Source organism: Pedobacter sp., assembly GCF_037719805.1.
Classification (GTDB): domain Bacteria; phylum Bacteroidota; class Bacteroidia; order Sphingobacteriales; family Sphingobacteriaceae; genus Pedobacter.
Genome location: NZ_JBBJLZ010000004.1, coordinates 75,638 through 91,783, shown reverse-complemented (window position 1 = coordinate 91,783; position 16,146 = coordinate 75,638). Strand labels below are relative to the sequence as shown.

Sequence of the window (16,146 nt, the reverse complement as noted above, 5' to 3'; positions counted from 1 at the left end):
GCTTAGTTTATAAAGAAATGAACACCCAAGAAATTATCGCCGTTACCATCGTACTTGCTGCAATATTCGCATACATCAATCACAGGTTCATCAAGTGGCCTCCTACAATAGGGATTATGGCACTATCGCTAATATGTTCTATTGTACTGGTCAGCTTTGGCAATTCAACGTCTGTCTTGTCCGAAAAAGCAATAGAACTGGCCAGCTCTGTAGATTTTCAGGAGGTGCTGATGAATTTCATGCTAAGTTTTCTGCTTTTTGCCGGAGCTATTCATGTCGATGCTGGAAAACTGAAACAGCAAAGGCTGGCGGTAATTGTACTGGCTACTGTTGGGATTCTAATTTCAACGTTTGTAGTAGGTGGACTAACCTTTTATTTATTTTCCTGGTTCGGTACTCCAGTCTCGCTGATATACTGTTTATTATTTGGCGCCCTTATTTCTCCAACCGATCCGATAGCGGTTCTAGGTCTACTTAAGGCAGCAAAGATTCCGGCTTCCCTGGAACTTAAGATTTCTGGTGAGTCTCTTTTCAACGATGGAGTAGCTGTCGTGATTTTTGTTAGCCTTGTAGAGATCGCACGTTCCGCATCAGGAAGTGTATCAGCACTTTCCATCACTACGCTGTTTCTTGAGGAAGCCGTGGGGGGGTTATTATTTGGTGTATTGCTGGGTTACGTGGGTTACTGGGCGTTGAAATCTATAGATGATTATAAAGTTGAAGTGCTTATTACATTAGCCATAGTAATGGGAGGCTATTTTATTGCCGGACACCTGCATGTTTCAGGGCCATTGGCAATGGTTATAGCCGGATTGATTACCGGAAACAAATCAAAAAGAGAAGGTATGTCCGACATTACTCAGGATTATCTAGGTAAATTTTGGGAGCTCATTGATGAAATTCTCAATGCGGTTCTCTTTCTGTTTATCGGTTTGGAGATGCTAATTATTAAAGTAAGTACAACGACATTTATCATTGGTTTGATCTGTATATTTATTGTTCTTTTTGCCAGGTGGATTTCTGTTTTGATTCCCGTGTTTTTTCTCAAATTTAAGATTCCGTTTGAACGGCATGCAGTTGCAATGTTAACTTGGGGAGGACTCAGAGGTGGCATTTCTGTTGCACTGGCCCTATCACTCAGCCCTTTAATGCATCGGGATGAGTTTGTTTTGATCACTTATATCGTAGTTATCTTTTCGATTTTGGTACAGGGAATGACTATAGGTAAATTAGCTAAACGATTGAAGGTGTGAGACGATTTATCCAATATATCTTTAGTTGGATGGAAGCAGACTTCCGTCCTAATATACTTTGGCTTTAAATTAAACCTTTAGAAGCAATTGGCCCACTGCGGACACTATTTTCTCTGGTCTGGATACTCAAAATTTGTAATAATAATAGACAATGCTCAATCACCGTTCATCATTTGTAGGTACAGGCCACCGAATTAAACAAAGAGTTCCAGCGAAGAAACAAACCAAGTTTCGCATATTGTCCACCGTTGAAGAAAAACCGACACTATACAGCTTGTTTCATCCCTCCATCTATTTTCTAATTATACACGTGGTAATTGTGTTAGGCGGTCTATTGTGCATCCTAAGAATTACATAGAAAATATTTCTTGGAAGATAATTGGTCGACAAATAACAGGAAGGGTATGCTTTACTGCGTTAATGAGTTTGACTCTATAGCTATAAAAAGATGAAATTGAATCCTTCGTTTAGCGAGATAACTGTTCTTTTTGCCCTACTTGATGCTTTAGATTTACAGCTAAAAGAAAAAATAATGGTCGCATACCTTCCTTTGGATATTATCAATATTCCCTCCTATGTTGGTAATTTATTGTAGTAAAAGGTTTATTTATTCAACCAAGTACATCTTTGCCTATATAGCTGTATATGTTCTTTTCCTTTTTACTGATTATCATAAACCCATTCCACTAATCAAAATAGTTTTGCTGTTTCTGAAAATGAGTTTTTGATAATCAAATCGACATGAAAACACGCTACGTAAGAGTTAGTACATCAGATCAAAATCTAGATTTGCAATTCAACGAACTAACAAATATTGATGCACTACGTTTCAAGTTCCGATTGCTACTTGTCAACGATATATGAACTACATCAGAGAATCTAAAACTCATTGAAATAACAAGCAGTAGTTAACATTCAATTCTAAAGTAGCCAATCCTAATATTATATCGCAAGACCGATAAGATATGATGCGACATTATAAAAAAGAAGTTTATTTCATTTTTAAAAATTCAAGTATTGAACTTGCAACTTCATCAGGCTGCTCTTCCTGGATGAAGTGACCAGAGTTCTTAATCTCCTTTAGCTGTAAATTCTTTATATATCCCGGTAAGGAAGTTTTAAGCATTGCAAGTCCGGCACTACTACCGAGTCCCAAGCTTGGTGCCTCAATCATCTTCATCTTTTTGATATCCTGGATATCTTCTGGAAATGCCTGATACCAACCATTAGAGCTCATGATCGCTTCCATAGTTTCGTAAGCCTTTGCATATACCTTCCTGTCAAAATCATTTATACTGTTTTTGTCGACCAGCATTTTATCAAAGACCCAACTCTGAACAATATGAAAGCGTCCTTCCAACAGAAGCTCTGGTAATTCCTTTACCTGGTTGAAAGCCACCCACCATGGATGCACGGGCATACCAATCGGCATCATTGGCAGTTTATAAAGGTCCTCTTCGGGGTGTGGTGTGTCCAGAACAATTAGTTTGTCAGTATGCTCTGGAAAGTGGCCGGCAAAGCTGATCGCAATGTTTGCGCCTATGTCATGGCCTGCAATACTTACCTTACCAAGTCCCATTTTTTCAATTAGCAATGCGATGTCACCAGCCATGTTCTTCTTACTGTAACCTTCGGCGGGTTTGCTTGAAGACCCCATTCCCCTAAAATCTACTACGATTACTTTATGATGCTTTGCTAGTATCGGCATAATTTTGTGAAAGCTCCACCAAGTCTGAGGCCAGCCAGCCAGAAGTATCAGTGCTGAACCTTCACCACCCTCTACAAAATGGAGTTTGGTTCCGTTTACGTCCTGATATTGATTGGTAAAACCTGGCAATAGGCTCACAAGATGCTCATCATCATATTGATCGTTTTGCGGTGATGTAGTTTTTGAATTCATTTTAATCTTAATCTTATTAATTGATTATTCCAATGCTTCCTTTGAAAGCAGTCCATGAGAGATTTTTGACATCATTTACGGCTACGTCTCCGCTCGCTTGTGCGGCTATCGAAATGTCTATCATCCCCCCGAAAAGGTTGTAAATCCACGGGAGAGGAATTGTGCTTTTTATTGTCCCTTTTTCTTGAAGTGTTGCAATTAGCTTGAACCATTTGTCTTTGACATTATCATAGGCTTCCATTTCTGGATTAACCACATCAGAATATCCACTACGATCAAAAAGCTTTTTAACAAAGGAGTATTCTGTACCAATAGTTTGCGCGGCATAAAACATGTTTTCGATCTGTTCAAAGGCGTCATTGCTACTCTCATAGGCTTCATTCATAGCCCGGTTACACGTAGTCATCATTTTCTCCTGGCAACACTCAATTAGCGTGTTCCGATCTTTGAAATACCTGTGGATCGTTCTTCTATTTAAGTCCAAATGACTTGCAATCTCATCAATGCTTGCCTTTTCATTCTTGTTTAAGCAAAAAACGGCGGCATCAATAATTTTATCCTTAGTACTTTTCACGCCTCAAATATAAGATAAATGTCTCACGTAAGAGACATTTATCTTATATTTAACATGAAAATCCTATCCGAGGTAATGCCTTATGCTCATTATTAAAGGATTAGGTAGTTTGAAAATATATGGTTATTATTAATAAGAATATAATTAACCAACGCTCATGATCAAATATATAACGCTAAACCTTTTTTGCCTGTGTAGCTTTCTGTTATTGCTATCCTGTAAACAACCAGCAGACACTGCAATAGGTACACCTAAAATACAAGCTGGGATAGCCAAGATTACTGGTAAAATTATTAGTCCGAATGACCGACATAAGAATGATGGAGTTGTGGAGATCATAGTTCCTCATCCAATCTCGGGAGAGCTCGCTAAGTATAAAGCTGTAATTGATCAATCAGGCAGATTCGCTATTGATGTTGATGTTGAGACAGACGTTTCGATCATTGGCTTGTACACCAGTTTAAAGCCATACAACACACTTCTTTTCAAAGTTAGAAGCGGCGATGTTACTAATTTAGACATTACCTACAGTATGAACCTAGACATTGAAGACGTTCAAACCAAGCCTGAAATGAATCGGTATGAGATGATGCAAAGTATGCCAATTATAAATAAGATGCTAGGTATTTACAGTTCAGAACCTGATCCAAAAGTTCCTCTGAATGACACGAGCCCTCAAGGTTTTCTGAAACATATAAAAACCACTGTAAATGATAAATTAAAAGCAGTTGACAAGGATTCCCTACTCTCGGAGGAATGGAAAGGATACATGTACAGAGATTTCAGGATCTGGTATTATGCCATAGGAACCTTTAATTTTGAGACATCAATAAAAATGGCTTACAGGAATAGCAAGGATAGTACGGCTGTACCTGAGATTACAAAAGTTGATAAGTCGTATTTCAGCTACTTTAAAGAATTGGACCTGAATAGCCCTCAATATTTGGTTTGTGGAAGCTTCTCAGATTTCCAAAGAGAAGTGCTTAAAAATGAGATATTGGCAATTCCTCAAATAGGAGAAACTGCTATCCCAACATGGCTGACCGGGGTAAAAGCAATTTTATCTAATTTGGTGGGGTTTAAAGATGGGCAGTACTATGATATTTTAGTGGCTAATGCTTATGGCAAACAGCTAATCGAAGATGCGAAACCATTCAGCGAAAAGCAGAAAAAGAATATAGTAGTTTACTGGAAAGAAGACGAGATTGCTAAAATACTTTTGCGGAAGAACGAAAAGGTTATTGCAGCTAAAAAGTAAAAGTCACAGTTTGGACACTTGGGGTGAGCGATATTGGATTTATACCTGAAATGGATGTTTGGGTATAGTTGATTATCTTGATTTTAAATTGAGAAAGCTCTCAATCTTTTTCAGGACAATACCTTTGTCATAACCAATCCATTTTGAAACGATCTTTCTTTCTGGATTAATCAGAACAAAACTGGGATAGCCTGAAACTCCATATTTTATAGCTGTTTCACCGTAGGAGCCTTTTCCATCCCAAAGGCTAAGCCATTGGGGTTGATCTCTGTTAAGTCCTCTTAACCATGTTTCTTTACCCCCATCTCCCGAGAAAGTGATTACTGTCAGCTGGTTGGCGTACTTCCGCGAAACCTCAGTCAACTCAGGAAGAGAAGCTATACAGGGACCACAATAAGTAGCAGAGAAATCTAACAAGATATACTTTCCTTTAATATCAGACAACTGATGTTTGTTCCCTTCTTTGTCCAGAGCAGCAAAATCATAAAAAGCGTCTCCCTCTTCGAGAATCTTACCTACTTTAATATAGGTATCAATGCGTTTGCCGAACCGGGAGTTTCTAAACTCCGGATTGATGGACTTGTAAAAGAGACGCATGGTGTCTGCAGGGAAGTCATCTTTTAAATCAAACAAAGCATTAAGACCAGAATAGCTGTTCAGATTTTGTCGCACATAGTTCATTCTTGTTGCTTTGTCTACGCTATCAAGTTTAGCGATGATCGTCTGAACTGCTTTGGCCCTGGCACTGTCTCCCTTTAATGCAAAGTACTCTTCCACCAATGGATTACGTTGTTTGTAACCTTCTTTAATTAAACTGATTAGCTTATTATGCCCATCCTGAGTTTTGGATCCGGTTATCTTCAGGTCAAATGGGAAATCTTTGATGTCCCCTTTTACGCTTACTTTTTCATTTCCCATCAACAAACTGAAATAATAGGTTTTATTATTAAAAACGGTTGACACCCAAAGTGACCTAGGTGATTCTCCCAAAGTCCCTTTTAGGCTGAAGGAATTGTTTCTAATTAGGGCACTGTCAATATCGGTATCTATGTCTACATCATTAAGATAAAACTTCGTGCCATCTGGAAATCCCGTGACATGAGCAATTATTGAATACTGTTGTGCTCTGGCGAATGTGAAACAGCAGCAAGCGAAGATTAAGAGTAAGGCGTTTTTCATCTGCCTCTAATTTATGCAATAAACAAATCATTAAGCACAATTTTTAAAGCAATTTGTCGGTTGTTATCGGAAGATTTCGAATTCATTTACCGGTCACATTAAAATAACACTTACTACGATAGAGTATTAAATAATGCATATTGATTAACGCTTCTTTTATAAACTAGCCGTGTTTTTATTTTGCCTAACATATTGATAATTCAATACCATTTCCTCCTGCAGTGCAATGTTCATTCTTTCTTGCATCTTTTTCTAAATGCAGGGTCTTTTCTTTGATCGGTCATAGAAGCTATATACTTTGCGTTCACGACCGAGAATTGTTGCTGGTGAAACTATTCATTCCCTTAAGTATAATACTCAAGTAAACGACCGTCTAAATTCTAATGGCGAAAGCTTTGTTTTGATTTTGAACAGTTTGTTAAATGACTGCGAATGTTCGAATCCCATCTGATAAGCGATTTCACTTACGGATAGACCGGTGGTAGACAGCTTTACTTTAGCTTTTTCTATTAATTTATTTTGTATGTGCTGCTGGGTAGTTTGTCCGGTCAGCTGTTTTAGCAAACTGCTTAAATACTTGGTGGAAATATTTAAGTTTTCGGCAACGTACTGGACACTCGGAATCCCCCTTGATAACCGACGCTCATCGTTGAAATAAGTTTCCAAGATCTCTTCCAAGCGGCTTAAAATTGTATGATTTGTTATTTTGCGTGTAATAAACTGACGTTCGTAAAAGCGTTTAGAATAAGTAAGTAACAGTTCTAACTGCGCAATAATTACCTCCTGGCTAAACCGATCAATGCTGGTTTTGTACTCCTCCTCAATATATTGAATGATACCGTTAATAATCGCTTCCTCTTTTTCCGAGAGAAACAATGCTTCCTTCACTGAGTAATTGAAAAACTCGTATTCTTTGATCGCTTTAGCAAGTGGACTGTTCCACAAAAAGTCGGGATGTACAAACAAGATCCGACCAGAGCGATTTGGATTGGCATCTCCTTCTACAGACAACACCTTATTGGGTGACAAAAAGTATAGGACACCTTCGTCAAAATCATATTTTTGTTGTCCATAAACCAGCTTATTGACCCCTCTTTTTAACGAGATGGAGTAAAAATCAAAAACTGCACTAACACCAGGAACCTCTTTAACCTGTGCATAATCAACGATGCTTATGAGAGGATGCTGAGGTGCAGGAAATTCTAGCAACCGGTGCAACTGAGTTATAGTTTCTATTCTAAGCGGTGTTCCACTAGCCATATGGTAAATGTACTATTTTGCTTTACTTTTTGCTTTCTCTATCGTCTTGTCCATCAAGGTCACAAAAAACTTTGGCGCTATTCTACCCATCAACTTTATTGTTTTTGACATGCCTGGTAAAATCTCAAATTTGTCTTTTAAGATCCCTTCAATGGCTTCACTAACCATTTTGTCTACCTTCATTATTGGTGCAGAACTACCGAGGTCTATGTCTGAAAATGCATTTTGCAGTGGCGTTTCGGTTGATGGCGGCGCCACTTCAAATACTTTCACATTTGTCTTTTTAAGTTGTAACCGCAGTACCTGCGTATAAGCATGTATACCTGCCTTTGCAGCACTGTAAATTGGTGAAAGCGGGAAAGGAATAAAGGCCAGTCCAGATGAAATATTTACGATTGCGGCGGAGGGCTGTTTTGTCAGATGCGGCAGAAACTGGTGAACCATTCGAATGGTTCCTGATAGGTTGGTATCGATTTCTTCCGAAATGTTATCTAGACTTACACTAATATCCTGTAGGTCGAGGTTACGCATAATACCTGCATTGTTAATTATTATATTTAGAGAAGGAAATTTTTGAGTAACTTCCTGATACAATTGCTCAATCTGCATTACATCACTTACATCGCTTTGTAGGGTATGAACGCTCGGAAACAGCTTCTTAATCAGGTCCAGTTTTGTACTATCCCGACCGGTTATAATAATATTAGCTGCGCCTAGTTGGTTAAGCTGTTTCAGGAATTCCAGGCCTATTCCGCTGGTGCCGCCTGTAATGAGAATGGTGCTGCTTTGTAGTTTCATCGCTTTTTTTTATGAAACAAATCTCGGCAGTATTCATCAAGTGGATGTAGCTCAAAGTCGTAATGTTGTAGTCAAATGGGAATAAACCAAGATGTTCTTCTTTCTCCGATACATAATATTTTCATTGAACTGGTTATAGGGCCAACCTGCTCAATCATCTATGAAAACGAACCAGCTGAAAGGAATATTATGTATCAAAAACCAAGGCCATTCAGTGATACATTTTTTAATTTAAGTGAACTAACTACCAGTGCTATACAAGGCATTGCGATTACGATTGGGGTTTTGTCTGTCTACTGGTTTTCAGTTGCGCATGGGTATGGTGAGGCGATCACGCGGACTATTGTTTTTATTACCCTAATCACGTCTAACATTACCCTTACGCTTGTAAACCGCTCATTTATCTACTATATCCTAACTACTCTTAAGTATAAAAATAAACTGGTAGGTATTATCATTGGTAGCACGATACTCTCGGTTTCAACAATTTTATATATTGAGCCTGTGACCCGATTTTTTCAATTTGAGCGACTTGAAGTTTTACAATTAATTAGCGCTATTGTAATTGGATTTCTGTCAGTAATTTGGTATGAAAGCGTGAAATGAGTTAAAAGATATCAAGACGAATCGTATAGTAAGTGCGAAGTCAAGTATGAGAATCAAGAGACTACATGACCTAAATCATTTTTTGAAATAGTTAATGTCTGTAAATTTATATTATAACCATCAACCTCCGACATTATGGAAACGGTAAAACAGACAAACTTGGTGAAATCTCTCTTGGTATTAACCGATTTCAGCCAAAGTGCAAAGAATGCTGCTGATTACGCATTCAATTTAGCAGCAAAAATTAAAGCAGATATCGTATTGTTTAATGCCTATAGTATCCCAGATGTGGGATATGATACATGGCCAATGAAAAATGAAGGAGATCTTTCAACAGTAAGTGTAAGTAAACTTCAGGAAGAAACAATCAGATTACAAGGCCTTAACACAAGTTCACCTGGAATGGCTATCCCACAATGTGGATTTCTAAGCTCGGAGGGTGGAATTGCAGAAAGCGTAAATGAAATCATTGAGGATAGAAAAGACATTCTAATGGTTATTATGGGTGGAGGTAAATGTAAAGGAAGAGAAGATATGCAGTTTGGAATGGAAATCACTAAAATTTTGGTCAATGTAAAATGCCCGACTTTGATTATACCTAACTAGGCATACCCGGAGTTTTAGCCATAATCGTATGTAGAAAATAGGATATGAAAACCGCTTTCACTAGTTTTTCTTAAGATGTATCGTAGGTAACTGTTGGGGTACTTTGATTTGGAAAAAATAATGAGAATGAAAAATTAACTAAGTCCTACTGGCTCAACGGCTTCCTGCTTTCTTTTAAAGCATGCGTCTGCGGTGGTAAAAGATTTAGTGAAGAAGTTGAGGATGGTCGTAAATTATTTTAGTAACGTTGAACTTTGCGTAGCTTAAATCGCCCTCTTCCAAGCGCCATATCGCTTCAATGTTTGTGGGTACCCCCACCCCATTGATCCGCTGGTAATTACCCATTTTGCCGATCCACGTTTCCAGCCTGTCTTCCATGAAGCGTTTAGTTTCCATCTGGATAATCTCTCCTAATTCATTGAACGTTACGATGTAGAACAATGACATTTTGTTAAAGGTAAATGAAAGCTTCGCTGTATTGTCATCAACAGCCAACCATTTTAGTTGATCGCTAGGTAACAGATTTGTCGGGAACCAAACATTTTCAGCTAGCCAGCGCAATAGTTCACCTTGATCAAATGTCTCGCCCTGCCCATTAACCACATTATAGAGAGATAATAACGAAACAATCAACCGGCCTTTACCAGCGATATAGAGATCCCTGGCGACGAAAAGAGCCGTTGAACCTTTCCATATAAATCCCGGCTTTTCGATGCTGAAGTATTGCTCGCCTTTGATATCCACCCATCCTCTACCTTTACCGGTCTTAAATTTTCTTTCATGTAAAAGACTAACGAAACTAATGTAAGGTTGCTGTTCTTTCAAAACGTATTTAAAATATCGTTGCACTGGTGATGGCAAACCGTCTAGTTGTGCGTAGCTGTACTTCTTACCTTGAATCGGCTTAGCCAAAGCAAAAAGGAGCTTTACACTTTTCCGGAATCGAATAGATAAGTTTATTTTGCCGATGATGAACACAATTAAAATCGTGCCTGCTACTATTGCTAAAATGAACATATCGTTGAATGTTTAAGTAATTAACTCATCTTTTATATTGATTCCTTACTGAAGGCAATAGGGAAACAAAAAGTATAAGCAATGCTAAACCTATGTAGAAGGTATGCAACCAGCTTATTGCTTGTATAAAAACCATTTCGAGTTGTATCCAGGCAATCAATGTAAATGCCGTATAAATACTGAAGGTCCAGGACCAGTGCATATCACGGTAGCAATTCAATCGTTCGGCAAATTTGGATGCTGGCTTTCTGATTAACGCATATGTTAAAAGGCAAGGTGCTATACCAAGTACTAAAAATAAGAATATGCCAGGGATCAAAAAATTGTGGAAAGGAGATGTCCTCAATAGGGAGAGCGGCATTCCCATTAATGCACCAGTGGGTGATACAATCAATACGGCACCGCCACTAATAGCTCCTAGACCGAGAAAAGCCATTAGGATCAACAGAGAGTTGATTGCTATCTTTAGTTTCATGACTTAATGAGCTGGGTTATCGGTCGCCTTAAAGAAACCGGTTTGGGGTAATCTTTCACATAGCCTGAACGTAATATAAACTGAACCGGCTCCTTTATACCTATGGATGAATTCAGGCGTTTATCTGTAAACGGCTCCTCCAGTATCTGAGTCATTGGATGTATAGCGATTCCTTTTTCTTTTACCTTTAAAAACAGCCGTTGCATCCGCATTCCTGTCGCAAGTAAGGAATCCAGGGAGCTATCCTTACTAACAATAATAAACCAACCGGCTGAAGAAGCTACTTGTTTCTCCACCTGAAGAATACTTTGTTCCCTGAAACTATTATTCATCACGTTGGATTTCCTGTAGAAATTTCGAACCACCCATCCAGAAAAACCTTCTATTTCCATACTAGCAGTAGAAAGGTCATCCCGGTGCTTTTCTGCATCCTTACTGGAAAACCGGATCCAATTGGCCAATTCTCTTTGAGCCTGATCGCGATAGGACTGCGCCCGGTTTGCTTCAACGGTTTGTTCGTTCAAGTAATCATAAGATTTTGTTTTCAGGGGAATAAAATGAACGAGATCAGGTTCATTATTAATCAATAGTCTAATATCTTTCGTTTCCAGTTTTAAGGAAAGAATGTTTGATCTTACTGTTCGTCGTTGTATAATACTTTCGGAATCAAATTTGAAGAGGCTTGCTGACTTAATGAATTTCACGGACACTACCTGTTCGTCTTGATTAGTCCTAGCCAGAGTATTAAACTCACAATTATAGCCAAGGCTACTTGCAGCATATTCCACATTTTGAATAAAAGCCCCAATTGACAGTATCGTTTCCCGTTGTGTCGGGTCAACCGCGGCTAACCATCTGCTCTTATCATTACATACGATCCAGTGCAAAGGCTCGATATGTCTGATAAACCACGGCTGTGTATTATGTCCACTTGGAGCAAGCGAGGCTAGGTACAGTATGCGGCGTTCATCTTTTGTTAGAGAAACTTTGAATGTTTCCTCTTCTGAGATGTCGGCTCTAACAAAATTACTTTTATCACTAAGCATATAGTAAGTGGTTCCTGCGAGAACGATAGAACTACCTGCAAGGCCTAAGAATTTCTTTCTGTTCATTTATTTTCAAAATTATACCTAGTCAAAACGCCTGGTAATAAAGTCAATAAGTCATGGTGAATTACAGCCCCAACTTTGTGGATTATTTAAGGTTTAAGGTGGCGCTTATTTAACCATAATAAATCTCAATATAACATATTTGCTTATCGATTAACCGAACAACATATCACCACAGGTTGCTTAAGGTTAACATATATGATTCTTTTTATTCAAAATTAAATATGTCTCATTAAATTAAAATGATCGACATCATCGCAAGAGATGATTCACATCTTTAAATCAAACTTGTCAGATTAAAGACGCATGAGTGCGTAGCAAATAAATTTATTGCTTGAAATTGTTTGTTTTTAAGGTCCGCAACAAGTGTATTAACACCTACTCTATACCTATTAAACAGAGGCTTACCAACAAATTAAATTACTGCTTATAGCCAGTTGTTAAAGTTCCAAGAAGAGCTATCCAGTAAGTTGAACAAAAGTTTTTAAGGCACAACCAAGGGTCAATCACCTTCACTCAGTTTCGACATATTTCTTAAGAAAGCCGAAGGTAAGAACGCTATAAATATAAAAGGTTATGCGTGAATCTAAGCTTAGCGGGTAATCTTGGAAGAGTACAGGGTCAGTAAATGATGAGATGTTTGTTTCCATTGTTGCTCCAAATCGTAAAAAGAAAATAAGTATACAATACATCATCGACACCTTCTGTCATTACTCTTAAGAGATTGTATTAATTACCATTACGGCAACTTAGTTTTTAACATCCCTTTTTCATATTCAAACCGTTGAATGGTATCTGTCTTATTTTCAACGTCGTGAAAAAGCATTATCCCATTTCCATTTACAAGTCTACCGCAATCTAATTGCCCTCCATTTTTATCAAAGCATGACTTAATTTCCAAGATTTTTCCGTGATCGTAAAAACGTTCCGTATAAAGATTTCCATTGCTATAGAACCATTTCCACAAACCGTTTAGTTCATCATCTATGATTTCCCCTTTTCCCATACGTTGCCCATTATCAAAAAAGAAATCCCAAGGACCATTTTGCTTGTCATTAATGTAATTGCCTTTACGATGTATGCTTCCATTTGAATAAAAATATTTCCAATATCCGGTTTGCTGATTTTTAGAATATTTTCCGGTTGACATTAGCCGTCCATCTTCATATGATTTCCATTTGCCTTCTTTTAATCCCCCTATTAGATTTCCGATGTCTTCTTTTCCATTTTTAGTTAAAGTAGTTTTGGTAGTTGTACACGAAAGAACAACTACGATGATAGGAATAATTAATATTTTTTTCATTATCACGGGTATATGTAAAACAGATTTTATCTTGCTAACAGCGCTTTGACCATCTCTCTATTAGGTTTTGAAACTGGAATTTTGTCCCCGTTATTCATTAACAACATACCCCCGTCCTCTTTCAACCAGCTTTTCACGAAGCTCGGATTACACAAATGACTTTGATGTGCCCTTACAAATCCCTGAGGTTTCAATAGGTCTGAATATTCTTTCAATGGTTTGGAGATTAATATCATTTCACCACTTGATAAATAGAAATTAGTGTATGTATTGTCAGCGACGCAACGCATGATTTCATCAACAGAAACGTAACGTATCTCGTGCTGTTGCGGTAATGCAATTTTGGGAATACCATGCTTCGTTTGCTTAATCTGACTCAGCAGAAAATCAAGCTGTCCCTTACTTATCTTACTGCTGATTCTTTCTTCAGCCTTCGACACTGCTACTTTCAAATCGCCAGGATCTACGGGTTTTAGTAAATAATCCAGGGCAGCAAATTTAATGGCTTGAATACCGTAATGGTCGTAGGCAGTAACAAAGATCACTTCAACATCTTTCCTTTCAAGCCTAAGAAGAAGATCAAATCCAGTGTTTTTACCGATCTGAATATCCAGAAACAATAAATACGGAAGATTTAAACTTATCAGTTGTAAGGCATCTTCAATATTACTTGCTCGACCTACAACCTTTACTTCAGGGCAGTTCTTCTCTAATAAAAATTGTAAGTCTTCTAAATTTGCAAGCTCGTCGTCTATCAAAATAGCTCTCATTTTACATCCATTGGGATAAGGTAATATCAACTGTGGTGCCTCTTACGCCTGATTTTAAGTCTAAAATGATTGGTGATATTTTATAAACAGCATTATGTAAGAATATTCGGTTTTTGCTCAACGCTAATCCCAAGCCGTCATAGCTTTTGTTGACATCAAATCCACCACCATTATCAACGATTGACACTTTTAAATCTAATAATTGTTTTTCAAATCTTACCTCTATTATACCATTGTTGCCTTTTTCGCAAATTCCATGTTTGATAGAATTCTCGAGAAAGGGCTGAAGTAGCATCCCAGGTATCTCTGTGTTATCTACGTCGATGTCCTCAGTAACGATTATCTTATATTTGAAACCGAAACGAAGTTGTTCCATTTGTAAGTAGTCGTCTAATAATGTCTTTTCATCCCTCAAGCTTATCAACTCTTTGTTATCTAAAACACTCCGTGTTAGACGGGCAAACTTTCGAAGATAGATGCTCGCCGTTTCGTTTTCTTTTTTATTCATTAAATTCTGAATTCCTGCCAGTGCGTTAAACAAGAAATGTGGATTTAATTGTGAACGAACTGAATCTAGCTTCAGCTGAGCGATTTGTTTTTGTTGCTGCTCTGCCATTATTTCCCTCTTGTTTTTCCGTCTAATGTAAACCGATACCAGGCCAAACAGTAAGCCAAAGCTTGCGCAGGTATATCCTATATATGTTCCGAGCTCTTTGGCAGAAAACCGTCTTTCTTCGATTGACTGCACAGTAAATGTGATGCCTTTTGCAAGAGAGTTGTCCCTCCAATGAGAATACATTTGGGTTCTTGGGTAAACAGAAATCGTGTATTTACCAGTTCCTACTAAAAAGTAGGATTTTGTATCAGCAACTACTAACTGTGTTCCTGGAACCTCATTCCAACTGGGTGAGTCAAAATTGATAGAATGCTTATCCACATTCTCAATAGCTATATCATAAAGTACATCCAGATCAGTTTTTTTTCGGGTAATTCTTAAGCCCTTGAACGCTCTGTTGACCTTGATTTCTATCTTATCTTTTAAAACTGTCCTAGAATCATTACCTAGTAACTCAAATGACAACTGGCTTGGGGCGACGAGCGATTTATTATATAATACCACTGACGTTACATTTTTGGGTTTATCAACCCTGAACACTTTGATTTCTATTTTTTTGTTTTTGATGTTAAACGTGCCCAAATCAACAGTGACCTGATTTGGCAAAATGGTACCCTGGCCCCAGCGGTATTTCACCTTTCTGAAAACTGCATCTGATACGAGAGTTTTATTATCATTTTCAATTACCGAATATCTGTAAAAGTCCAAACTGTCCTTGTGTACCCTGCTTTCAAGTCCGATGAATTTAGCACCTTGTAATAAGAATATATCATTTAAATGACCATTACTAAAGTTCCTAAAATACTTAACATCTTTTGTGCTGCTGTCTATGACGAAGAATACATTGCATCTCCAGTCGTCGTCATCAATTTTATAGTACACGGGGTTCCCATATTCATCTGATAAATATGCGCTCTTAGATTGTGCAATTACAACCTGCATAAATGCGAGCAATAAAATTATTAGGTATAACCTTTTCATAAATTCTGATTTGCCCAAACTTCGGCTTTAAAGTTGGCCCCCAAAACAGGGTTCTAGTATTATCTACTATGTTGTTAGTAAACCTACGGTCCGTAACAGTATTTGAATCTTTACTAATTTATTAGGATACTTACAGGAGGCAATTCCTATTTATTCTTTGTAACCGTGTTATTATTCAAACGCATGAAACATCTCCTAGCAGCTATCCTAGTATATATGTCTTTTAGCGCGCTCCATTCATCTGGCAGAATTTTTCATTTGTCGAACTGGGATTTCCCTTCGGTTATTTAATAAGTTCTAGTTACACTGGTTCACTTGGAACTGGAAATAAAGTCTCATTCGTGATCGTGAATTTATTTTATGATCTTATAGTAGTTGCCGTCGTGGTTGGAATGTATTATCAGTTCAAAAAACATATTAAACTTAATACTAAATAATTGC

General features: G+C 37.8%; 15 protein-coding genes. 5 read left to right on the top strand and 10 right to left on the bottom strand.

The genetic code is table 11. The features are described 5' to 3' along the window. Positions 1 to 17 precede the first annotated feature (17 nt). A complete protein-coding gene (locus WKF66_RS13515; protein WP_489674997.1) occupies positions 18 to 1,253 on the top strand; it encodes a cation:proton antiporter in 1,236 nt (411 codons plus the stop codon). Positions 1,254 to 2,244: 991 nt separating this feature from the next. Here the strand turns inward: WKF66_RS13515 and WKF66_RS13510 are convergent. Both WKF66_RS13510 and WKF66_RS13505 read right to left on the bottom strand, forming a co-directional pair. Further along, positions 2,245 to 3,153: an alpha/beta fold hydrolase gene (locus WKF66_RS13510; protein ID WP_489674996.1), complete on the bottom strand. Its 909-nt coding sequence runs from the start codon at positions 3,151 to 3,153 to the stop codon at positions 2,245 to 2,247. A gap of 16 nt (positions 3,154 to 3,169) precedes the next feature. Then, entirely contained in the window at positions 3,170 to 3,727 is a 558-nt protein-coding gene (locus WKF66_RS13505; RefSeq protein WP_489674995.1) for a TetR/AcrR family transcriptional regulator, read from the bottom strand. 157 nt (positions 3,728 to 3,884) lie between these two features. On the opposite strand from WKF66_RS13505, the gene WKF66_RS13500 reads away from it, so the two are divergent. Next, on the top strand, positions 3,885 to 4,985 hold the full coding sequence (locus tag WKF66_RS13500) for a hypothetical protein (protein ID WP_489674994.1): 1,101 nt from the start codon (positions 3,885 to 3,887) through the stop codon (positions 4,983 to 4,985). Between the two features lie 72 nt (positions 4,986 to 5,057). Here WKF66_RS13500 and WKF66_RS13495 read toward each other — a convergent pair whose 3' ends face one another. The 3 genes from WKF66_RS13495 to WKF66_RS13485 form a co-directional block, all read right to left on the bottom strand. Next, positions 5,058 to 6,164 carry a thioredoxin-like domain-containing protein gene (locus WKF66_RS13495; RefSeq protein ID WP_489674993.1) on the bottom strand — a complete coding sequence of 369 codons (1,107 nt, stop codon included), beginning with the start codon at positions 6,162 to 6,164 and terminating at the stop codon, positions 5,058 to 5,060. A gap of 357 nt (positions 6,165 to 6,521) precedes the next feature. Next, entirely contained in the window at positions 6,522 to 7,424 is a 903-nt protein-coding gene (locus tag WKF66_RS13490; protein ID WP_489674992.1) for a helix-turn-helix domain-containing protein, read from the bottom strand. 12 nt (positions 7,425 to 7,436) lie between these two features. Beyond that, the gene (locus WKF66_RS13485) at positions 7,437 to 8,222 is read right to left on the bottom strand and encodes an SDR family oxidoreductase (RefSeq protein ID WP_489674991.1); all 786 of its coding nucleotides are present in this window, start codon (positions 8,220 to 8,222) and stop codon (positions 7,437 to 7,439) included. 75 nt (positions 8,223 to 8,297) lie between these two features. Between WKF66_RS13485 and WKF66_RS13480 the strand changes: the two genes are divergently transcribed. Both WKF66_RS13480 and WKF66_RS13475 read left to right on the top strand, forming a co-directional pair. Beyond that, positions 8,298 to 8,828, top strand: coding sequence for a cation transporting ATPase C-terminal domain-containing protein (locus WKF66_RS13480; RefSeq protein ID WP_489674990.1), 531 nt, complete (start codon positions 8,298 to 8,300; stop codon positions 8,826 to 8,828). Positions 8,829 to 8,963: 135 nt separating this feature from the next. Then, complete coding sequence (locus tag WKF66_RS13475; RefSeq protein WP_489674989.1) at positions 8,964 to 9,434, top strand: universal stress protein; 471 nt, start codon at positions 8,964 to 8,966, stop codon at positions 9,432 to 9,434. 204 nt (positions 9,435 to 9,638) lie between these two features. On the opposite strand, the gene WKF66_RS13470 is transcribed toward WKF66_RS13475, so the two are convergent. Further along, positions 9,639 to 10,451: a DUF6544 family protein gene (locus tag WKF66_RS13470; RefSeq protein WP_489674988.1), complete on the bottom strand. Its 813-nt coding sequence runs from the start codon at positions 10,449 to 10,451 to the stop codon at positions 9,639 to 9,641. Positions 10,452 to 10,756: 305 nt separating this feature from the next. Between WKF66_RS13470 and WKF66_RS13465 the strand changes: the two genes are divergently transcribed. Next, entirely contained in the window at positions 10,757 to 10,933 is a 177-nt protein-coding gene (locus WKF66_RS13465; protein WP_489674987.1) for a hypothetical protein, read from the top strand. Here the strand turns inward: WKF66_RS13465 and WKF66_RS13460 are convergent. The 4 genes from WKF66_RS13460 to WKF66_RS13445 form a co-directional block, all read right to left on the bottom strand. Beyond that, positions 10,923 to 12,038 carry an Acg family FMN-binding oxidoreductase gene (locus tag WKF66_RS13460; protein ID WP_489674986.1) on the bottom strand — a complete coding sequence of 372 codons (1,116 nt, stop codon included), beginning with the start codon at positions 12,036 to 12,038 and terminating at the stop codon, positions 10,923 to 10,925. The two genes, WKF66_RS13465 and WKF66_RS13460, sit on opposite strands and share 11 nt — an antisense overlap. A 736-nt stretch (positions 12,039 to 12,774) precedes the next feature. After that, the gene (locus WKF66_RS13455) at positions 12,775 to 13,338 is read right to left on the bottom strand and encodes a toxin-antitoxin system YwqK family antitoxin (RefSeq protein WP_489674985.1); all 564 of its coding nucleotides are present in this window, start codon (positions 13,336 to 13,338) and stop codon (positions 12,775 to 12,777) included. 26 nt (positions 13,339 to 13,364) lie between these two features. Beyond that, positions 13,365 to 14,108, bottom strand: a complete 744-nt coding sequence (locus WKF66_RS13450) for a LytR/AlgR family response regulator transcription factor (RefSeq protein WP_489674984.1) — start codon at positions 14,106 to 14,108, stop codon at positions 13,365 to 13,367. A gap of 1 nt (position 14,109) precedes the next feature. Further along, positions 14,110 to 15,705: a sensor histidine kinase gene (locus WKF66_RS13445; protein WP_489674983.1), complete on the bottom strand. Its 1,596-nt coding sequence runs from the start codon at positions 15,703 to 15,705 to the stop codon at positions 14,110 to 14,112. Positions 15,706 to 16,146 lie beyond the last annotated feature (441 nt).

Coding starts and splice junctions, on each gene's coding strand:
- WKF66_RS13480 (WP_489674990.1), top strand. CDS start 8,298: ATGGGAATAAACCAAGATGTTCTTCTTTCTCCGATACATAATATTTTC.
- WKF66_RS13450 (WP_489674984.1), bottom strand. CDS start 14,108: ATGAGAGCTATTTTGATAGACGACGAGCTTGCAAATTTAGAAGACTTA.
- WKF66_RS13445 (WP_489674983.1), bottom strand. CDS start 15,705: ATGAAAAGGTTATACCTAATAATTTTATTGCTCGCATTTATGCAGGTT.
- WKF66_RS13485 (WP_489674991.1), bottom strand. CDS start 8,222: ATGAAACTACAAAGCAGCACCATTCTCATTACAGGCGGCACCAGCGGA.
- WKF66_RS13470 (WP_489674988.1), bottom strand. CDS start 10,451: ATGTTCATTTTAGCAATAGTAGCAGGCACGATTTTAATTGTGTTCATC.
- WKF66_RS13500 (WP_489674994.1), top strand. CDS start 3,885: ATGATCAAATATATAACGCTAAACCTTTTTTGCCTGTGTAGCTTTCTG.
- WKF66_RS13465 (WP_489674987.1), top strand. CDS start 10,757: ATGCCAGGGATCAAAAAATTGTGGAAAGGAGATGTCCTCAATAGGGAG.
- WKF66_RS13475 (WP_489674989.1), top strand. CDS start 8,964: ATGGAAACGGTAAAACAGACAAACTTGGTGAAATCTCTCTTGGTATTA.
- WKF66_RS13510 (WP_489674996.1), bottom strand. CDS start 3,153: ATGAATTCAAAAACTACATCACCGCAAAACGATCAATATGATGATGAG.
- WKF66_RS13460 (WP_489674986.1), bottom strand. CDS start 12,038: ATGAACAGAAAGAAATTCTTAGGCCTTGCAGGTAGTTCTATCGTTCTC.
- WKF66_RS13495 (WP_489674993.1), bottom strand. CDS start 6,164: ATGAAAAACGCCTTACTCTTAATCTTCGCTTGCTGCTGTTTCACATTC.
- WKF66_RS13455 (WP_489674985.1), bottom strand. CDS start 13,338: ATGAAAAAAATATTAATTATTCCTATCATCGTAGTTGTTCTTTCGTGT.
- WKF66_RS13490 (WP_489674992.1), bottom strand. CDS start 7,424: ATGGCTAGTGGAACACCGCTTAGAATAGAAACTATAACTCAGTTGCAC.
- WKF66_RS13515 (WP_489674997.1), top strand. CDS start 18: ATGAACACCCAAGAAATTATCGCCGTTACCATCGTACTTGCTGCAATA.